We start from the raw sequence: 14,866 nt of genomic DNA, 5'->3' as shown, positions 1-14,866 counted from the left end.
AAGCGGAAACCCGGTGCAGATACCTAGCGGTAACCAAGGCGTGCATGTCATCTTCATCGCGCCACCGGCCGGCGGTCCACCCCCACACGCGTCTTCCCGCCCCCACACGCGGGGAGACCGAGCCGCAGGAGTTCCGCCGTGCCCGAAAACGGTTCGAGCATCATCAGCAGCACCCCTGGACTCGTCCGACGGCTGCTCAGCGCAGCCCTCGCCCTCCCGCTCGCCACCGGCGGTCTGCTGGCCGGTGATCTGCTGGCCGCGACGCCCGCCCGGGCCGCCACCATCCCGAGCGGACCGACCGCCAGCGTGACGCTCGGAGACAGCTACATCTCCGGTGAGGCCGGCCGCTGGAAGGGCAACTCCGCCGACTCCGGCGGCAGTCGGACCGGCACCGACCGGGCCTGGACCGGCAGTTCGTACGACCCCGGTCTGATCTACGGCGCGACGGCCGCCAACGGGTGCGACCGCTCGGACGTCGCCGAGGTGCTCGGGGCCTCGACCGTCGCGCAGAAGCAGATCAACCTGGCCTGCTCCGGGGCCGTCACCACGAACATCTTCCGCGCCTCCAACGGTGGCCAGGCGTACAAGGGCGAGGCCCCGCAGGCCGACCAACTGGCCACCGTGGCAGCACAGAACAACATCAAGCTGATCACGTTGTCGATCGGGGGCAACGACCTCGGCTTCGCCAGCGTCATCTCGAACTGCGTCCAGGACTACCTGATCTGGTACAGCTACTGCCACGACTCGCAGCAGTCGGCGATCGATTCGAAGATGCCGACCGCGATGGCGGGCGTCGGCAAGGCGATCGACGAGATCCGCGCGGTCATGTCCGACGCCGGCTACGCGCAGTCGGACTACCGGCTGGTCCTGCAGTCGTACCCGTCGCCGATCCCGCGCAGCGCCGAGATGCGCTATCCGGAGAGCGGCTGGAGCCGTTCCAACACCGGCGGCTGCCCGTTCTGGGACGCGGACGCCGACTGGGCGCGCGACTCGATGGTGCCGCAGATCTCCACGGCGCTCGCCGGGGTCGCGGCCAGCAAGGGCGTGCAGTTCCTGGACCTCTCCAACATGTTGCAGGGCCGCGAGGTCTGCTCCACGGCCACCCAGCAGCCGACCGCGAGCACCGGTCCGTCCGCGACCACCAGTGAGTGGGCGCGGTTCCTGGACGGCGGCTTCAATACCACCCAGGGAGTGTTGCAGGAGTCGATGCACCCCGACTACTACGGGCAGTTGGCGCTCGGGCGCTGCCTGACCCTGCTGTGGGGGCAGAGCAGCGGTGACTACGCCTGCCGGAACACGGCGGGGCGGGACGCGAGTGGGATGTACCTGGTCGCGCGCTGACGGCCGCACAGGTGATGGCGCCCCGCTGCGGTGTTCCTCCGCGGCGGGGCGCCCAAGTGCCCTGCGTCCGCTCAGCCCTTGGCGAGCAGGGACTGGGCGTGGGCGCGCACCTGGTCCCGGGTCAGGTAGGCGTCGGTGTACTCGAAGTCCTGCAGTCGGGCGGGCTGGCGGGCGAGGAAGCCGATGCGGACGAAGTCGTCTCCGGCGGTCGCGTTCATCAGCCAGTTCGCGCCCACCCGGAGCTTGGCCACATTGGTGCGCATCGCCATCAGGTGGTAGCCGCGGGCCACCAACTGGGCTGTCACGCCGCGCAGTTCGACGCCGACCGGCTTGGAGACCGCGTCCTTGCCGCCGAGGTCGACCACCAGGCCCAGGTCCTTGTGGTAGTACGGCTCCAGGGGCTGGTTGTGGAGCGAGGCGATCACGTTGTCGGCCACCGCGCGGCCCTGGCGGGCCGAGTGCTGGGCGGTGGGCGGGCAGACCGCGCCGTCGCCCTTGGCGAGGTCCGGGACGGCGGCCGCGTCACCGAGCGCGAACACGCCCTCGAACTGCGGCACCCGCATCTCCGCCGTCACGGCGAGCCGGCCGCGGACCGTCTCCGCGTCCAGGGTGCCGATCAGCGGACTCGCGGCCACGCCGGCCGTCCAGATCAGGGTGCGGCAGGGAAGCACCCGGCCGTCGGTGAACTTGACCGTCTCGGCGCCGACTTCGGCCACCGAGACGCCCAGCGACACCTCGATGCCGCGCTCGCGCAGCACCTCCAGGGCGGCGGTGCCCAGCGCCTCGCCGAGCTCGGGCATCAGCTTGGGGGCGATGTCGATCAGGTGCCACTTGATCTGGCTGGCGTCCAGACGCGGGTAGCGGCGGGCCGCGGCGGTGGTGAGGCGCTGCAGGCAGGCGGCCGTCTCGGTGCCCGCGTAGCCGCCGCCGACCACCACGAACTGCAGCCGGGACTCGCGCTCCCGCTGGTCCAAGGTGGCCGAGGCGAGGTCGAGTTGGGCGATGACGTGGTCGCGGACGTAGGCCGCCTCGGCGAGCGTCTTCATGCCGCGGGCGTAGTCGGTGAGGCCGGGGATGTCGAAGGTGCGGGTGACGCTGCCGGGGGCGAGCACCAGGATGTCGTACTTCAGGGCGATCACCTCGTCGGTGACCTTGCGGACCACGCACACCCGGGAGGCCGGGTCCACCCCGATGGCGCCGCCGGGGACGATGTGGGTGCGGCGCAGGGTCCGGCGCAGGGAGACGGCCACGGACTGGGGGGTGAGGACGCCGGCGGCGACGTGGGGGAGGAGGGGGAGGTAGAGCTGGTAGCTGAACGGCGTGACCAGCGTGATCTCGGCCTCCGACGGCGAGAGCTTGCGTTCGAGGCGGCGGGCGCACTCCAGGCCTGCGAAGCCGCCGCCCACGATCAGGATCCGAGGTCGTTCCATCGCTCATCCCTTATGTCGTGCAGGTCGTACCGGAAGGTCCCCATTACTGTCCGCCACACTCGCACGGAGCAGCGGGGGCTGCCACTGGGGCGGGGCGGTGGGAGGAGTGGGAGGGGAGGGGTGCAGGTGGGGTGCGAGGGGGAGTGGGGGCCGGGCGGAGTGGGGGGCAGCGGGGGCTGCCACTGGGGCGGGGCGGTGCGAGGAGCCCGGAGGGGAGGGGAGGGGTGCAGGTGGGGTGCGAGGGGTGGGCATTCGGCGCGGGGGCCTGGTGCGTACGTTGATGGGTGGTCCACCGATAAGCTGTCGGGCGTGCTCCCCGAGGTGACGGCGGTCCGGTATGTGACGCCACTGCGAGAAGGCGGCTCGATGCCGGGCCTGGTCGAGGCCGACGACCGGCGGCTGTACGCGCTGAAATGGGTCGGCGCGGCGCAGGGCCGGAAGGCGTTGGTCGCGGAGGTGCTGGCCGGTGAGTTGGGGCGGCGGCTCGGGCTGCCGGTGCCTGAGCTGGTGACGATCGACCTGGACCCGGTGCTCGCGCGCAGTGAGCCGGACCACCAGATCCAGGACCAGATGCGGGCCAGCGGCGGGACCAACCTGGGAATGGCCTTCGTCAGCGGCGCGCTCAACTTCGATCCGCTCTGCTTCGAGGTGGACCCCGAACTCGCCGGGCAGGTCCTCTGGTTCGACGCGCTGATCGGCAACGTCGACCGTTCCTGGCGCAACCCCAACCTGCTGGTGGCGACCGGCGGGCTGCGACTGATCGACCACGGCGCGAGCCTGATCTTCCACCACAACTGGGCCGCCGCCGCCGGCTGGGTGCGCCGCCCGTACGACGCGTCCGACCACGCGCTGCTGCGGGCCCAGCCGGACCTGGCGGCCGCGGACAAGGCGCTCGCGCCGCTCGCGGAGGCGGCCGTGGAGGCTGCCGTGGCGCAGATTCCCGAGGTGTGGCTGGTGGACGAGTTCGGTTTCGACTCGCCCGACGAGGTGCGCGCCGCGTACCGCACCCAGCTGACCGAGCGATTGGCCGGTCCGCGGGACTGGCTGCCGGAGGTGCCCGCATGACCGAGCCGCTGTCGGCCGCGCTGCCGGCCGTCGTCGAGCTGTACGACTACGAGTACGCCGTGATCCGGGCGGTGCCGCGGGTCGAGCGGGGCGAGTGCGTCAACGTCGGGGTGCTGCTGTACTGCCGGCAGAGCGCGCACCTGGCGGCGCGCACCCATCTGGACCAGGCCCGGCTGCTGGCGCTGGACCCGGTGGCGGACGTGCAGGGGGTGCGCCGGGCGCTGCAGGGGATCGAGGCGGTCTGCCTGGGCGGTCCGCACGCCGGTCCGGCGGCCGCGGACAGCCCCGGGCAGCGGTTCCGCTGGCTGACCGCGCCGCGCAGCGCGATCATCCAGCCGGGTCCGGTGCACACCGGGCTGACCGCGGACCCGGACACCGAGCTGCGGCGGTTGTTCGACCAGCTGGTGCTCTGACCGCGGACGTGCTCCGGGCGGAAGTGTGAGGTGGCTCGCGGACGGTTGCCGTGGTCAAAGCTTGAGTTACTGAAGCACTCGGTCGTACGCTGGCCCCATGGGTTCGACCTCGACGACGACCGTACCGACCAACGCCGAGCTGATGGAGGCGTTGGCCGCCGTCGGCGCCGCGTACTTCCAGGACTTCGCGGCGGCCGCGGCCCGGCACGGGCTGTCCTCCTCGCAGGCCAAGGCGCTGGGTGCGGTGCAGGAGCCGGTGCCGATGCGGGCGCTGGCCGGGCGGCTGGGCTGCGACGCGTCGAACGTGACCGGGATCGTGGACCGGCTGGAGTCGCTGGGCCTGGCCAACCGGGAGGCGGCCGCCGGTGACCGCCGGGTGAAGATCGTGGTGATCACGGCCGAGGGCCGGGAGATCCTGGGCCGCATCCGCAGCGAGATGGCCCGTACCCACCAGGCCTTCGAGGCGATGACCGACGAGCAGCGGATCGCCCTGCACTCGATCTGCGGGCAGGTCCTGCCGGTGCTGGCCGGCCGGACGGGCGGCGCGCAGCAGTAGGCCCTGGCGGGCCGCCCGTTCGCCCGTGCTCGGAGTGCCCCGGCCTCAGAGTGCCCCGGCGAGTTCCGGTGGCAGCGGCCGGTGGTGCAGCAGGGTGAGCGTGCGGGTGGCGCGGGTGAGCGCGACGTACAGGTCCCGCGGGGCGAGCGCGGCCGGCTCGACCACCACGACGTTGTCGAACTCCAGGCCCTTGGCCGCCGCGACCGTCAGCGCGCCCAGTTCCGGTGCCGTGCCGTCCGCCGCGATGACGCCCAAGGTGCCGACGGGCGTGGGCAGTTCGGCCAGCGCGGCGGCGAAGTCGCGGTCCGGGACGGGGACGGCGCGGGGCCGCTCGGTGCCCGGGCGGACGGACTCGGGCGGCTGCTGCCCGGGGGTGGCCGTGCGCAGCACGGCGGTGGCGAGGGCCATGATCGGCGCCGGCGTCCGGTAGTTCACGGTGAGCCGCTCCTCGCGCCAGCGGCCGGGCAGGTGCGGGTCGAGCATCTGGGCCCAACTGCGGGCGCCGGCGGGCGATCCGGTCTGGGCGAGGTCGCCGACGACGGTGAGCGAGTTGGTCGGGATGCGTCGCAGGACGGTGCGCCAAGCCATCGCGGAGAGCTCCTGCGCCTCGTCCACCACGACGTGGCCGTACGCCCAGGTGCGGTCGGCGCCGGCGCGTTCGGCGGTGGAGCGGTACGGGCCGTCCTCCTGGAACCGGTCGGCCAGGGCGGCGGCGTCCAGCAGGGCGTCGTCGGTCTGCCCGGTGATGGTCAACACGCCCTGCGCGAAGGCGATTTCTTTCGGGTCCCGGGCCTCGGTGCGGTCCGTCGGGCGGAGTTCACCGAGGAGTTCGGCGGCCTCGTCCAGCAGCGGGACGTCCTCGACCGTCCAGGGCGATCCGGGCGGGCGGAGCAGGGCGGCCGCGTGCTCGGGGGCGATCTCGGTGAGCAACTCCCGGTCGGTGAGCAGCCGTTCGACGAGTTGCTGCGGGGTGAGCGCGGGCCAGAGCGGGTCGAGCGCGGCGCGGACGTCCTTCCGGGCCCACAGCTCGCGGGGTGCGTAGTGCGCCTCCTCCTCGTCGTACGGGCGGCCGAGGGAGAGCGCCTGGGCGATGGCCAGGGCGTCCAGCAGGGTGCGCAGGTAGTGGGTGCGGGCCCGGTTGTGCGGCGCCCGTAGGCCGCAGGCGGCGTCCCGGGCCTGGGCGCAGGCACGGGCGGAGAGGCGCAGCCCCTCGCCCAGGTCGATGCCCTCGGTGGGCGCCGACTGGTGGGCGGCGACGGCCAGTTGGAGCACCTCTGCCATCCACGGGCCGCCCTTGGCGACGGCCGTGGCGGGGGTGTCGCGGTGGGTCGCGGTGACGTCGGGGAAGAGCTCGCCGACCGTGCGCAGCACCACTTCGGTCTCGCCGAGGGCGGGCAGCACCTCCTCGATGTAGCGCAGGAAGCCCGCGGTGGGGCCGATGACCAGCACGCCGCGGCGCTCCAGCGCGGCGCGGTGGGTGAACAGCAGGTAGGCGGCGCGGTGCAGGGCGGCGAGGGTCTTGCCCGTCCCGGGCCCGCCCTGGACGACCAGGGCGCCGGGCAACGGGGAGCGGATCACCCGGTCCTGCTCGACCTGGATGGTGGCGACGGCGGTGCCCATCCGGCCGGTGCGCTCGCGGGCGAGCGCGGCGAGCAGGGCGGCCTCGCCGACCAGGGCGCGGCGGTCGGACTCGTCCAGCCCGGCGAGGTCGAGCGCCTCGTCGTCCAGGCCGGTGACGGTGCGGCCCTCGGTGTGCAGGTGGCGGCGGCGCACCACGGCGCCCGGGGCGGCGGGGGTCGCGGTGTAGAACGGGCGGGCGGCGGGGGCGCGCCAGTCGAGCAGCAGCGGTTCGTACGCCTCGTCGGTCAGGCCGGTGCGGCCGATGTAGTGGACGGTGCCGTCGCGTTCGTCGAGGCGGCCGAAGCAGAGGCCGCGTTCCACCGCCTCGAGCCGGGCGGCGTGGCGCTCGGCCTCGCGGGCGCGGACCTCGCGCTCCAGCCGGGCCTGGTGCGTGCCGCCCGCCGCCGCGCCGACGTGGGCGCCGTCGCTGGTGCGGCGGGCCCGCTCCCGGGCGGCGTCCAGGTGGGTGTAGAGCCGGTCGAGGTGGGCCTGTTCGGTGCGCAGCGCTTCGGCGAGTGGGGCTTCCGCTGGTGTTCCGTTCATCGGTGTGGTATCCTTGCGGTGAGAAGTTTGTGGGGCGCATTCCGATGGGCGTTGAACCGGCCCAGCGTACCCCATCCGCCGACGTTCGGCGTGACCTCGGCTGTTAGGCTTGCGAAGCGTGAGCGCGAAGCCCCAGATCCCCAATGTCCTGGCCTCCCGGTACGCCTCGGCGACCCTGGCCCAGCTGTGGTCCCCCGAGCACAAGGTGGTCCTCGAGCGCCACCTGTGGCTCGCCGTCCTGAAGGCCCAGCAGGACCTCGGTGTCGAGGTGCCGGCCGACGCCGTCGCCGACTACGAGCGGGTGATCGACCAGGTCGACCTCGGCTCGATCGCCGCCCGTGAGCGGATCACCCGCCACGACGTGAAGGCCCGGATCGAGGAGTTCAGCGAGCTCGCCGGCCACGAGCAGATCCACAAGGGCATGACCTCCCGGGATCTGACCGAGAACGTCGAGCAGCTGCAGATCCGCCAGTCCCTGGAGCACGTCCGGGACCGCACGGTCGCCGTCCTGGTGCGCCTGGCCGGCCTGGCCGCCCAGCACTCCGAGCTGGTCATGGCCGGCCGCTCGCACAACGTGGCCGCGCAGGCCACCACCCTGGGCAAGCGCTTCGCGTCGATCACGGACGAGCTGCTGGTCGCCTTCCGCCGCCTGGAGGAGCTGATCGCCCGCTACCCGCTGCGCGGGATCAAGGGCCCGGTCGGCACCGCCCAGGACATGCTGGACCTGCTGGGTGGGGACACCGACAAGCTGGCCGAGCTGGAGCGCCGGGTCGCCGCGCACCTCGGCTTCGACAACGTGCTGACCAGCGTCGGCCAGGTCTACCCCCGCTCGCTGGACTTCGAGGTGCTCACCGCCCTCGTACAGCTGGCCGCCGCGCCGTCCAGCCTGGCCAAGACCATCCGCCTGATGGCCGGCCACGAGCTGGTCACGGAGGGCTTCAAGGAGGGCCAGGTCGGCTCCTCCGCGATGCCGCACAAGATGAACACCCGCTCCTGCGAGCGCGTCAACGGACTGGCCGTCATCCTGCGCGGCTACGCCTCGATGACCGGCGAGCTGGCCGGCGACCAGTGGAACGAGGGCGACGTCTCCTGCTCGGTGGTGCGCCGGGTCGCGCTGCCGGACGCCTTCTTCGCCTTCGACGGCCTGCTGGAGACCTTCCTGACCGTCCTGGACGAGTTCGGCGCCTTCCCGGCCGTGATCGAGGCCGAGCTGGACCGTTACCTGCCGTTCCTGGCCACCACCAAGGTGCTGATGGGTGCGGTGCGCGCGGGGGTCGGCCGGGAGACCGGCCACGAGGTGATCAAGGAGCACGCCGTCGCCTCCGCGCTGGCGATGCGCGCGGGCGGTCGGGAGAACGAGCTGCTGGACCGCCTCGCCGCCGACGAGCGGATCCCGCTGGACCGGGCCGCGCTGGACGCGCTGCTGGCCGACAAGCTGTCCTTCACCGGGGCGGCCGGGGCCCAGGTCGCCGAGATCGTCCGCCAGGTGGAGGACGTCGCGGCGGCCTACCCGGAGGCGGCCAAGTACGCGCCGGGCGCCATCCTCTAAACAGGAGCAGTCTCTGACGCGGCCTCAGATTTCCGACGAGGGCCCTGCCGCCGTTCCGGTGGCGGGGCCCTCGGGCGTCCGGGAGTGGCCGGGGTCGAGCGGCGGGGTGGTGGTGGCGCAGGACCAGTCGCAGTTCGGCTCGGCCACCGGTTGTTCCTCGGGGGCGAGCACGTTGCCCCGGACGGTGACGAAGGCGATCAGTCCGCCACCGGCCAGCAGGCCCGCGCAGATCAGCATCGCGGTGTGGAAGGCGGAGTCCACCGAGGACGGCACCCGGTAGGCGTTGCCGCTCAGTCCGGCCATCGCCGGGAGGGCGGCGACCGCGAGCAGGCCGGCCGCCCGGGCGGCGGCGTTGTTGACGCCGCTGGCGATGCCCGCGTGCCGCACCTCGACGGCGGCCAGCACGGTGGCGGTCAGCGGCGCGACCAGCAGCGTCATCCCGCAGCCCATCACCGCGACCGCGGGCAGCACGTCCACCCAGTAGGAGGAGCCGGGGCCGGTGCGCAGCATCAGCAGCACCCCGGCGGCGCACAGCAGCGGTCCGACGGTGAGCGGGATGCGCGGGCCGATCCGCTTGCCGAGGCGCCCGGCGCGCGCGGACAGGGTCAGCATCAACAGCGTGATCGGCACCAGGGCGAAGCCGGAGACCAGCGGCGAGAAGCCGGAGACGATCTGCAGCTGCACCACCAGCAGGAAGAACACCCCGCTGAACGCCGCGTACACGCACAGGGTGACCAGGTTCACGGCGGTGAACAGCCGGGAGGAGAACAGCCCGAGCGGCAGCATCGGATCGGGCGCCCGCCGTTCGACGGCCACGAAGGCGGCGGCGAGCAGCAGGCCGAGCGCGCCGCTGACCCAGACACCGGGGGACAGGCCCTCCCCGGCGGCGGTGAGCGCGTAGGTGATCGCGCCGAGGGCGAGCGCGGCGAGCAGGGCGCCGGGCACGTCGAAGCGGCCGGTGGCGGACTCGTCCCGGCTCTCCGGGACGTACCGGGAGGTGACCGCGATCACGGCGGCGGCCAGCGGCAGGTTCAGCAGGAAGATCCAGCGCCAGCCGGGCCCGTCCACCAGCCAGCCGCCGAGGAAGGGGCCGACGGCCGCCGACACCCCGCCCAGGCCGGACCACAGGCCCACCGCCGCCGAGCGGTCGTCCGGGTGGAAGACGGCCTGGAGCATGGCGAGCGAGCCCGGGGTGAGCAGCGCGCCGCCGATGCCCTGGACGGCGCGGGCGGCGATCAGCACGTGGATGGTCGGGGCGGCGGCGCAGGCCGCCGAGGCGGCGGCGAACCAGACCACGCCGATCAGGAAGACCCGGCGCCGCCCGTAGCGGTCGCCGAGCGCCCCGCCGAGCAGGATCAGGCCCGCGAGGGTGAGCAGATAGGCGTTCAGGGTCCATTGCAGGGAGGCGAGGGAGGCGCCGAGGTCGGTGCCGATCCGGGGCAGGGCGACGTTCACCACGGTGCCGTCGAGCATCGCCATGCTGGAGCCGAGCACCGTCGCGAGCAGTACCCAGCGTCCCTGCGCGGTGCCCAGGCGCAGGGAGCCGGCTTCAGAGGTGGCCACGAGCCCGATCCTGCGCCCGTTGCGGCATACGTGACAAGGGTCACCGGACGGTGTGTCGACCGGTGGCGGGGAGTGTACGGACGGTCGCGCAGTGGGGTCGGGATCGGCGCAGGGTCGTGGATCAGTGGCACCGGGTGAATGGATTGTGCACGTACGGTGCAGCGGATCATTCGGACGGTCACCGGGTTCCGGGGATCGGCCGCCGGTTCGAGAGATCGACATTGCTTCACCCGAACGGATGAGTTTTAGTTCAGCGACCGCCCGGCCAGTCCGGACGGACCCGCCGGGTGGAACGCCGAGTCCTGCCGCTGCCCGGTGGTTCGAACTGAGCTCTGTACGGCAGGAGCGGGGGACCCACAGGTAAGTCGCCGGACCGGAGTTCGCGCTTTCAGCGCGGACGTCCAGGACCGGCTCGGGGTGAAGCCGCGCATGCGGCCGGGCAACTCCAGCCCGAACCCGACAGCTCACCTCGCAGGCGTCGGAGAGGAAATCCCATGCCTGCACAGGCTCGCCGTTTCGTCCTGCCCCGTGTCGCCGTGCCCCGTGCCGCCCGCATCGGCCTCGCCACCGCCGTGGCCGGTGCCTCCTTCGTCCTGCCGCTGGTGACCGCGATGAGCGGTCAGGCCACGGCCGCTCCGGCCGTCCAGGTCGTCGCCGCAGCGCCGGTCGCCCAGGTCGTCGCCGCCGCTCCCGCGGCCGCTCCGGCCGCCGTCACCGCCGGCTTCGTCGCCCCGCTGGCCAAGCCGGTGCTGGGCGAGGCCTACGGCGTGGCCGGCACGATGTGGGCCTCCGGCCACCACACCGGCCAGGACTTCGTCTGCTCCACCGGCACCCCGGTGCGCGCGGTCGCCAACGGCGTCGTGGTGCAGGCCGGCAACGGCGGCGCCTACGGCAACCAGGTCGAGATCAAGCTCGCCGACGGCAAGTACGCGCAGTACGCGCACCTGTCCGTGATCCGCGTGAAGGTCGGTCAGGCCGTCACCGTCGGCCAGCAGCTCGGCCTCTCCGGCGCCACCGGCAACGTGACCGGCCCGCACCTGCACTTCGAGATCCGCACCGGTCCGAACTACGGCTCGGACATCAACCCGGTCACCTACCTGCGGGCGCACGGCGTCGCGCTCTGACCCCACCGGGTTCCAGGGACCACCGCTGCCGCGGGGCGAATCGATCCTCCGGGATGGTCATGTCGGGTGACCGCTCGACCGGGTGATCGCCGCGGCGGTGGACATGGGCGCGGGACACGCCCACGGCCGGCCCGGCTGCACGGGACACCTCCCTCGTGCAGCCGGGCCGGCCACTGCCGTCTTCCGGCGCCTTCCCCTGGCGACCGTGGTGCTCACGGTGTCCTCGCTCGGGTACGTGGCGATGAACCGGCACGTCACGGCGGCCGGGGCGTTCTACGGGTACGTCTCACACGGGCTGGGCCGGGTGGTCGGGATGGCGCCGGTGGGCCGTGCTGGGCGGCGGTGAGCAGCTCGTGCATCCGGTGGCCGAAGTCCTCGGTGTCGCAGGCGGGTTCGGGGAAGACCAGGCGGACGTCGCGGTGGCTGTGCGGGTGGTCCAGGCGCAGCACCAGGCCGTGGCGGTCCAGGGCGAGCGGGCGGACGTCCGGGTGGTGGGTGAGCAGGGCCGGGTCGAGCAGGCCGGTGAGCAGGCCGAGGGCGTCGGCGTGGCCGTCGGCCAGGTGGGGTGAGCAGCGCGGCCTCGTGGCGGGCCAGCGGGTCGGGGGTGGCGCGGGCGAGGTCGGCGGGGGTGGTGACCACCAAGGCGGCGTCCTTGACCACCACGGTGGCGGGGGAGGGGAAACGGCGGCGCAGCGCGGCGGGCTCGTCGGTGCCGAGGTCGGCCCGGGCCTCGTCGGCGCCGAGCAGCAGCAGTTCGGCGGCGTCCAGCAGCGACGGCAGCACGGCCGGGTCGCGTTCCTGCCAGAGCGCGGGGCGCCAGTTGAGGTCGAAGCTGACCAGCCGACCCGGGCGGCGGTCGGCCAGCAGGGCACGCAGCAGGGCCAGGCAGCCGTCGGAGAGCGCGGCGGTGATGCCGGACAGGTGCAGCAGGCGGGCGCCGGCCAGCAGCGCGGCGGTCGGATCGGTGAGCAGGGCGGGGGAGAGCGCGGCGGCCGCGGAGCCGCGCCGCTGGTAGTGCAGCCGGCTGCGGCCGGGACCCAGGTCGTCTCCACGGCCTCCAGCGGGCCCGGGCGGTCGGGCAGCAGGACGGCCATCGACTCGCCCACGCACACGGCCGTCGGGGGAGGGCCGGGGCGATCGCGCTCCCGGGTGTCCTGTCGCGGCGTCTGCCGGCCTCCTCGTCCGCGGTCCGTGGGGTGCGGCCGTTCGCTGGCGTGCGGTCCGACTCGGTTCGACCGTCCATGGGGTCCGTTGACCGTGATCCGGCGCCGAAGCTAGAACCGTGCTGCCAGCATGTGCAACCCTCGTTGCGCATGTTGCAACACGGATGGAGGAAGACGGTGGAGCAGACCTTCGCGGGCGACAGTGCCTTCTCGGGCGGAAGGGTCTTCGCGAGCAGCGCGGCCGGGCCGGGGATCGCCGAGGGGGCGGTGGCGGCCCTGGCCGACGAGACCCTCGACTGGCGGTTCAAGGCCGCCCCGCCGGAGAGCTGGGGGCGCACCGTCCGGGAGTGGCTCGCCACCGGGCCCACCCTCTCCTCGCTCGGCACCCCGCTGCTCACCCTCGACGGCGCCGCGCTCGACCACAACGTCCGCACCATGGCCGACTGGTGCGCCAAGGCGGGCGTCGCCCTCGCCCCGCACGGCAAGACCACCATGGCGCCCGCGCTCTGGCAGGCCCAACTCGCCGCCGGCAGCCACGGCATCACCCTCGCCAACCTGCCGCAGGTGCGCGTCGCCCGGGCCTTCGGCGTCCAGCGGATCCTGCTCGCCAACACCCTGCTCGACCCGGCCGGACTCGCCTGGCTCGCCGCCGAGTTGACCGCCGACCCGGACTTCGCCTTCCTCTGCTGGACCGACTCCACCGAGGGCGTACGGCTGATGGACGAGGCGCTGCGCGCCGCCGGGGCCGAACGGCCGGTCGAGGTGCTGGTCGAACTCGGCGGCCCGGGCGGGCGGACCGGCGCGCGGGGCGTGGACGCGGCCGTCGAGGTCGCCGCCGCCGTGCTGCGCGCGCCGACCCTGCGGCTGGCCGGCGTCGGCGGGTACGAGGGCGCCCTCGCGCACGACGCCACGGCGGAGGGACTGGCCACCGTGCGCGGCTACCTCAAGGCGCTCGGGGAGCTGCACGGCCGGCTCGCCGACGCCTATCCGGACGGTGTGCCGCCGGTGGTGTCGGCCGGCGGCAGTGCCTACTTCGACCTGGTGGTCGAGGAGTTGGCCGCCCTGCCGGAGGCCTTCGTGGTGCTGCGCTCGGGGGCGTACATCGCCCACGACGACGGCTTCTACCGGGGCATCTCGCCGCTCGCCCGGGGTGGCGCGGACGCCCCGTTCCGCGGTGCGCTGCACGGCTGGGCCCGGGTGGCCTCCCGGCCGGAGCCGCAACTGGCGCTGCTGGACGCGGGAAAGCGCGACCTGCCCTTCGACGACGGCCTGCCCGAGCCGCAACGCGTACGCGACGGAGCCGAGTTGACGGGCACGACGGCACGGATCACGGCGCTCAACGACCAGCACGCCTTCCTCCGCGACGCAGGCGACCTCGCGCCGATCGGCGCGGTGCTGCGGCTCGGCGTCTCGCACCCGTGCACGGCCTTCGACAAGTGGACGGCGATCCCGGTGCTGGACTCCGCGGACGCCGCCGAGCCGAAGGTCACCGGGCTGGTCAGGACCTTCTTCTGATGCCGGAAGGCCGGACAGTGCGCCGGCGGGAGGCAACGCCTTCGGAGGAACCGTCTTCGAGGGGGCGACGGTGGTCGACGGGACCGGCGCCGAGCGCTACCGCGCGGACGTCCGGATCGCCGACGGGCTGATCGCCGAGATCGGCGCGGGCCTGGGCGGGCCGTCGACGGTGGACGCCGACGGGCTGGTGCTCACCCCCGGCTTCATCGACATGCACGCCCACTCCGACCTCGCCCTGCTGCTCGAGCCCGAGCACCCGGCCAAGGTCACCCAGGGCGTCACCTGCGAGGTCCTCGGCCAGGACGGCCTGTCCTACGCCCCGGTGGAGGACACCACCCTGCCCGCGCTGCGCCGCCAACTCGCGGGCTGGAACGGCGATCCGGCGGACCTCGACTGGGACTGGCGGAACGTCGCCGGCTACCTGGACCGGATCGACCGCACCCGGCCCGCCGTCAACGCCTGCTACCTGGTCCCGCGCGGCTCGCTGCGGATGCTCGTCATGGGCTGGCAGAACCGCCCGGCCACCCCGGTCGAACTCGACCGGATGCGGCAGGTGTTGGCGCGGAGCCTGCTGCAGGGAGCGGTCGGCATGTCCAGCGGTCTCAGCTACACCCCCGGGATGTACGCGGACACCGCCGAGCTGGTCGAGCTGTGCCCGGTGGTCGCGGCCTACGGCGGCTTCCACGCACCGCACCAACGCTCCTACGGGCGCGGGGCGTTGGAGGGATACGCCGAGATGGTGGAGATCGCCCGGCGCTCCGGCTGCGCGCTGCACCTGACCCACGCCACGATGAACTTCGGCGTCAACCGGGGCCGGGCCGGCGAGCCGCTGGAGCTGGTCGACCGGGCGCTCGCGGACGGCATCGACCGGGGCACTCGCCGAGGGCGGCATCAACTTCACCGAATTCACCTACACCACACCGGAGGTGTCGGATTCATCTGGTACGGGCGGCTGAGGCCGGTTGGCGGGTCGGGGTCGGGACG

Annotated in this window: 10 protein-coding genes, 2 pseudogenes and 1 riboswitch; of the genes and pseudogenes, 8 read left to right on the top strand and 4 right to left on the bottom strand. The window is 73.5% G+C overall.

What is annotated here, in order from left to right; all coding sequences use genetic code 11:
* The first annotated feature begins 138 nt into the window (after positions 1 to 138).
* Positions 139 to 1,341, top strand: coding sequence for a GDSL-type esterase/lipase family protein (locus tag O1G21_RS07165; protein ID WP_270141763.1), 1,203 nt, complete (start codon positions 139 to 141; stop codon positions 1,339 to 1,341).
* Positions 1,342 to 1,412: 71 nt separating this feature from the next.
* Here O1G21_RS07165 and O1G21_RS07160 read toward each other — a convergent pair whose 3' ends face one another.
* Positions 1,413 to 2,771 carry an NAD(P)/FAD-dependent oxidoreductase gene (locus O1G21_RS07160; protein ID WP_270141760.1) on the bottom strand — a complete coding sequence of 453 codons (1,359 nt, stop codon included), beginning with the start codon at positions 2,769 to 2,771 and terminating at the stop codon, positions 1,413 to 1,415.
* Between the two features lie 309 nt (positions 2,772 to 3,080).
* Here O1G21_RS07160 and O1G21_RS07155 point away from each other — a divergent pair, with 309 nt between their 5' ends.
* The 3 genes from O1G21_RS07155 to O1G21_RS07145 all read left to right on the top strand — a co-directional run bounded on the left by O1G21_RS07155 (position 3,081) and on the right by O1G21_RS07145 (position 4,805).
* Positions 3,081 to 3,836 (top strand): HipA family kinase, encoded by a 756-nt coding sequence (locus O1G21_RS07155; protein WP_270141757.1) that lies wholly within the window; start codon positions 3,081 to 3,083, stop codon positions 3,834 to 3,836.
* Positions 3,833 to 4,249, top strand: coding sequence for a DUF3037 domain-containing protein (locus O1G21_RS07150; RefSeq protein WP_270141754.1), 417 nt, complete (start codon positions 3,833 to 3,835; stop codon positions 4,247 to 4,249). Before O1G21_RS07155 ends, O1G21_RS07150 begins: the two co-directional genes overlap by 4 nt.
* Positions 4,250 to 4,346: 97 nt before the next feature.
* Positions 4,347 to 4,805 carry a MarR family winged helix-turn-helix transcriptional regulator gene (locus O1G21_RS07145; protein WP_270141752.1) on the top strand — a complete coding sequence of 153 codons (459 nt, stop codon included), beginning with the start codon at positions 4,347 to 4,349 and terminating at the stop codon, positions 4,803 to 4,805.
* 45 nt (positions 4,806 to 4,850) lie between these two features.
* Here O1G21_RS07145 and O1G21_RS07140 read toward each other — a convergent pair whose 3' ends face one another.
* Positions 4,851 to 6,968 (bottom strand): HelD family protein, encoded by a 2,118-nt coding sequence (locus O1G21_RS07140; protein WP_270141750.1) that lies wholly within the window; start codon positions 6,966 to 6,968, stop codon positions 4,851 to 4,853.
* Between the two features lie 109 nt (positions 6,969 to 7,077).
* Here O1G21_RS07140 and purB point away from each other — a divergent pair, with 109 nt between their 5' ends.
* A complete protein-coding gene (purB, locus tag O1G21_RS07135; RefSeq protein WP_270141748.1) occupies positions 7,078 to 8,517 on the top strand; it encodes an adenylosuccinate lyase in 1,440 nt (479 codons plus the stop codon).
* Between the two features lie 24 nt (positions 8,518 to 8,541).
* Here the strand turns inward: purB and O1G21_RS07130 are convergent, their stop codons facing one another.
* Positions 8,542 to 10,080, bottom strand: a complete 1,539-nt coding sequence (locus O1G21_RS07130; RefSeq protein ID WP_270141747.1) for an MFS transporter — start codon at positions 10,078 to 10,080, stop codon at positions 8,542 to 8,544.
* A 318-nt stretch (positions 10,081 to 10,398) separates the two neighbouring features.
* Positions 10,399 to 10,573: riboswitch (cyclic di-AMP (ydaO/yuaA leader) on the top strand.
* Positions 10,574 to 10,838: 265 nt separating this feature from the next.
* Between O1G21_RS07130 and O1G21_RS07125 the strand changes: the two are divergent.
* Positions 10,839 to 11,204: pseudogene (locus O1G21_RS07125) on the top strand (M23 family metallopeptidase); the annotation flags it as partial.
* Between the two features lie 254 nt (positions 11,205 to 11,458).
* Here the strand turns inward: O1G21_RS07125 and O1G21_RS07120 are convergent.
* Positions 11,459 to 12,298 carry a DUF2470 domain-containing protein gene (locus tag O1G21_RS07120; protein WP_405000787.1) on the bottom strand — a complete coding sequence of 280 codons (840 nt, stop codon included), beginning with the start codon at positions 12,296 to 12,298 and terminating at the stop codon, positions 11,459 to 11,461.
* A gap of 246 nt (positions 12,299 to 12,544) precedes the next feature.
* On the opposite strand from O1G21_RS07120, the gene O1G21_RS07115 reads away from it, so the two are divergent.
* Together O1G21_RS07115 and O1G21_RS07110 are read left to right on the top strand one after the other, a co-directional pair.
* Positions 12,545 to 13,882 carry a type III PLP-dependent enzyme domain-containing protein gene (locus tag O1G21_RS07115; RefSeq protein ID WP_333493428.1) on the top strand — a complete coding sequence of 446 codons (1,338 nt, stop codon included), beginning with the start codon at positions 12,545 to 12,547 and terminating at the stop codon, positions 13,880 to 13,882.
* 70 nt (positions 13,883 to 13,952) lie between these two features.
* A pseudogene (locus tag O1G21_RS07110) lies at positions 13,953 to 14,750 on the top strand (N-acyl-D-amino-acid deacylase family protein); the annotation flags it as partial.
* Positions 14,751 to 14,866: the final 116 nt, after the last annotated feature.

It is taken from the genome of Kitasatospora cathayae (assembly GCF_027627435.1).
Lineage (GTDB): Bacteria > Actinomycetota > Actinomycetes > Streptomycetales > Streptomycetaceae > Kitasatospora > Kitasatospora cathayae.
Note: the sequence above shows the minus strand (reverse complement) of the source record. Positions and strands in the feature narration are given on the sequence as shown.